General features: G+C 60.0%; 3 protein-coding genes and 1 pseudogene. All 4 read left to right on the top strand.

Annotated elements, in window-relative coordinates; translation table 11 throughout:
* Nucleotides 1-195 precede the first annotated feature (195 nt).
* Nucleotides 196-1,512, top strand: coding sequence for a phage portal protein (locus tag ACOVRJ_RS04020; RefSeq protein ID WP_422042609.1), 1,317 nt, complete (start codon nt 196-198; stop codon nt 1,510-1,512).
* Nucleotides 1,509-2,447, top strand: a complete 939-nt coding sequence (locus ACOVRJ_RS04015; RefSeq protein ID WP_422042608.1) for a S49 family peptidase — start codon at nt 1,509-1,511, stop codon at nt 2,445-2,447. The genes ACOVRJ_RS04020 and ACOVRJ_RS04015 overlap by 4 nt, the downstream gene beginning before the upstream one ends.
* A gap of 163 nt (nt 2,448-2,610) precedes the next feature.
* Entirely contained in the window at nt 2,611-3,927 is a 1,317-nt protein-coding gene (locus tag ACOVRJ_RS04010) for a phage major capsid protein (protein ID WP_422042607.1), read from the top strand.
* Nucleotides 3,928-3,970: 43 nt separating this feature from the next.
* Nucleotides 3,971-4,223 (top strand): annotated as a pseudogene (locus tag ACOVRJ_RS04005) (hypothetical protein); the annotation flags it as partial.

Genomic DNA, 4,223 nt, shown 5'->3' with positions numbered 1-4,223 from the left:
TGGTGGCGCACCTGGACGTCAAAGACAACATTTACCCACGCAAGGAGCGAGCAGAAAACAAGATCGACGGCATCGTGGCACTGATCATGGCGCTCTCTCGGGCTATCAAGCCCGGGGAGAACGTGGTGCTGGGATCCGACTACGAATTGATGCTGCTCTGAGCGAGCTGGCTAGGTCGTTTTCTGACATTCACCAATGGGACTACTGAACTTCTTCGAGCGATTTCGTGCATCGAGCGATGACAGATCCAGCTGGGGAGACTTTTGGTTTGAGCCGGTCTCGATCCGGTCGGCAACGGGTCTGCGCGTCTCGCCTGATGGGGCGCTTCGCCTTTCGGCGGTGTACGCCTGCGTACGCATCTTGTCGGAGACGATGGCATCGCTTCCGATCGTGCTGTATCGAAAGCGCGAAGACGGCGGCAAAGACCGGGTGATCGATCACTGGCTTTACCGGCTTTTGTGCCGGCGGCCCAACCGCTATCAAAACCCATTCGAGTGGCGGGAGATGCTTCAGGGCCACCTTGCGCTCAGAGGCAATGCCTACTGTCAGATCATCACCAACCCCCGTGGCGAGATCACCGAGTTGTTGCCCATCCATCCCGACCGGGTTCGCGTTGAGGTGATGCGCTCAGGCGAGTTTCGGTACCGAATCACCGATCGCTTTGGCGATGAAACTGTCCTTGTCCGAAGCGCCGTCTGGCACCTGCGAGGGCTATCGTCTGACGGTGTCATGGGCATGAACCCGATTGAGCTTGCACGTGAAAGCCTAGGGATCGCGCTCGCTGCGCAGGACTATGGCGCTCGATTTTTTGCCAATGATGCAAAGCCATCGGGCGGCTGGATTGAGTTTCCGGGCTCCTTCAAAGATCCCGAGGCTAAAAAGGTCTTTCGCGAGTCCTACCAAGCGGCCCAGTCAGGTGCCAACCGCGGCAAGGTGCTGGTGCTTGAGAACGGGATGAAGTTCCATGAGGTGGGCGTGACCAACAAGGACGCCCAGTTTCTGGAGCTTAGAAAGTTCCAGATCACCGATATTGCCCGGCTATTTCGGGTGCCGCCCCACATGATTGCCGACCTGGACCGCGCCACGTTCTCGAACATCGAGCAGCAGTCGCTCGAGTTCGTGATGCACACCATGACGCCCTGGGCCGAACGCTGGGAGGCATCGATCGAAGCGGAACTTCTGCTCGATAACGATCCGCTGGAGATTGAGTTTGACTTTGCCAACCTCATGCGCGGTGACGCAGCCAGCCGCTCGGCCTACTACCAAAGTGGAATTCAAAACGGCTGGCTCACGCGCAACGAGGCTCGGATCGCCGAGAACCTGAACCCCATTGACGGCTTGGACGAGCCGCTTCGACCGCTCAACATGGTTGAAGAAAACCACGCCGACAAGGCCGACCCCGAAATCCTAACGACTGGCCAGCGTCCAAATGACACGTCCGAAACCGACTCAGACGCCTCAGACGCCTCAGGCGCATCCGATACCCCGATCCACCGAGGAACCTACCCATGAATCCATCCCTGCTGGTCGCTGAATGTCTGGCCACCCCCTGGGCGCTGATGCCAGAGCGCCTTCAGGCGCTGGCAAGCATTGCCACCCGCTGGTCGGTGGGCAATGCGGCTGACCCCGACACCCTCAAACAAATCGAAATTGACCGCGTTTCCCGCGAGATCCGCCGCGCATCCAGCGCTGCGCCTTCTCCAGGTGGAATCGCCGTTCTTCCTCTTTACGGGGTCATCACCCAGCGCGGCAACATGGTCGATGCCGTCTCGGGCCCAGGGATGACAAGCACGCAGCAGTTTGCTGCGGCCTTGCGTGAACTCGTTGCCGATAAGAGCGTCAGCCAGATCCTGATCGACATCGATAGTCCTGGCGGCAGTGTCTATGGGGTCTGCGAACTGGCCGACGAAATCATGGCGGCGCGGGCGCAAAAGCCCGTGGTGGCCATCGCCAACTCACTGGCCGCCTCTGCGGCCTACTGGATTGGCTGCGCCGCCAACGAGTTCTACGTCACCCCTGGGGGCGAGGTCGGGTCGATTGGCGTGTGGCAAGCACACCAGGACTTCAGCCGAGCACTTGATGAGGCCGGTGTCACCACCACACTCATTTCGGCAGGCAAGTTCAAGGTTGAGGGCAACCCCTACAGCCCGCTCGACTCAGAGGCGCAATCGTTCATGCAGTCCCGGGTGGACGAGTACTACGCTGCATTTGCCGAGGCCGTCTCGCGTGGCCGGGGGGTACCGATTTCGCAGGTCCGGGATGGGATGGGTCAAGGCCGGGTTGTAGGCGCGCAAGTCGCTCTTGAGCAAAACATGGTGGATGGGGTTGCCACGCTTGAGGACGTGCTCAGTCGAATGCAAAAGCGCGATAGACAAGGCCCGCCCGGTTCGAGGTCGCGTACTGCTCAGATCGATCGCGCGCGTGCGGATCTTGTACTGCTGGGATAAACGACCATGATCAAGGCTGATATGCGTGGTGCGATCGAGCGTAACTGCGGGCCTCCGCGCATGGTTGCTTCAAATGAGTAGCCCCTAGGGGTAATCCTGTCGATTCATTTTTGCCGCCACACCTGTGGGTGTTGGGCGGCTTTGTTTTTTTCTGGAGATCCAAATGAGTAAACAACTTCGTGAACTGCAGGCTCGCAAAGCGGGCCTGATCAAAGACGCCCGCGCGCTCACCGATGCAGCAGCTGCCGAGCAGCGGGATATGAATGAGGAGGAGATGAACGCCTTCGATGCCTTGAAGCTTCGAATCGAAGCGGCATCAGCGGCCATTGACCGTGAGTCGGCGCTGATTGCGGAAGAAGCCCGAATGGCCATGCTGCCCGACGATTCGGCGCGAGGGTTCGTGACCGTCACGGACAACCGGGAGGCAGACCCCCGCCACGGATTCAAAAGCGTGGGCGAGTTCCTCAAAACGGTCTGCCATGCGCAAAAGCCTGGCAATGGCATCGATGAGCGCTTGCTGATCGGCGCTAACCGGGGTGCTGCGGTTCCTGCCAACTTCGGAGCCGAGGGCTCGGGCCAGGACGGCGGCTTTCTGGTGCCGCCGCAGTTTGCGCAGGAAATCTTCCAGCTTTCTTTGGGGGAGGACTCCCTCTTGCCGATGACCGACAACGTCGAGATCACGGGCAACACCATGGCGTTTCCCAAAGATGAGACTACGCCCTGGGGTACCAACGGCATTCGCGCCTACTGGCAAGGCGAGGCAACGCCTGCGGCAGGGACCAAGCCGGTCCTGGGTCTGTCCAGCCTGCGCCTTAAAAAGCTGATGGCCTTGGTGCCAGTGACGGACGAACTGCTGGATGACACCAACGCGCTTTCAACCTATCTGCCCGACAAGATCGCCACCTCGATCCGCTGGAAGACCAACGAGTCCATCCTCTTTGGCTCGGGCACTGGTGTGCCTATGGGTTGCATGAGCGGTGGCTCGACGGTGACGGTGGCCAAGGAGACCGGGCAAGCCGCACAGACGCTGCTTGCCCAAAACCTGGCCAAGATGATCTCGCGCCTGCCCCCAGGATCGTTTTCCAAGGCGGTCTGGATCGTCAACAACGACGTCTTGCCCGCGCTCTTTACGCTCACCTTGGGCAACTACCCGATCTACCTGCCCGTTGGCATCAATGTCGGTGGCATCCAGGTCTCGCCCTACGGCTCTTTGCTGGGCCGGCCGGTCTTCGTCTCGCAACACGCCAACACCTTCTCGGGGCAAGGCGATGTGCTGCTGGCAGACCTTTCTTATTACCAGACGATTACCAAGGCCGGCGGCATGCAAACGGCAACGTCTATGCATCTGTATTTCGATGCCGATCTGACGGCTTTTAGGACCACCTTCCGCATGGACGGGCAGTCCAAGCTGGCAGCACCGATCTCGCCAGCCAAGGGAAGCGCTTCGCTTTCTCCCTTCGTGCAACTCGGTGCCCGCTGATCGGTAGCCGTCAACTCGTTTCAATTCTTCAAGGAGAACGCTCATGTTTCCCAATGCAAAGGGCAGTGAACTGCTCGCCATCCTCGCTACGCTCGATCCCTCCAGCCAAGCGGCCGGAACCGCCACCACAGGCTGGATCTCAGTGGCCAACCACCACGGCCTTCTGGCCATTGTCCAGACCGGCGTGCTGGGCACGGGCGCAACGGTCGATGCCAAGCTCCAGCAGGCCCAAGATGCCTCGGGCACCGGCGCCAAGGACATCACTGGCAAAGCGATCACCCAGATCGTCAAGGCCA

This window comes from Roseateles sp., assembly GCF_049240545.1.
Classification (GTDB): Bacteria; Pseudomonadota; Gammaproteobacteria; order Burkholderiales; family Burkholderiaceae_C; genus Paucibacter_A.
Note: the sequence above shows the minus strand (reverse complement) of the source record. Positions and strands in the feature narration are given on the sequence as shown.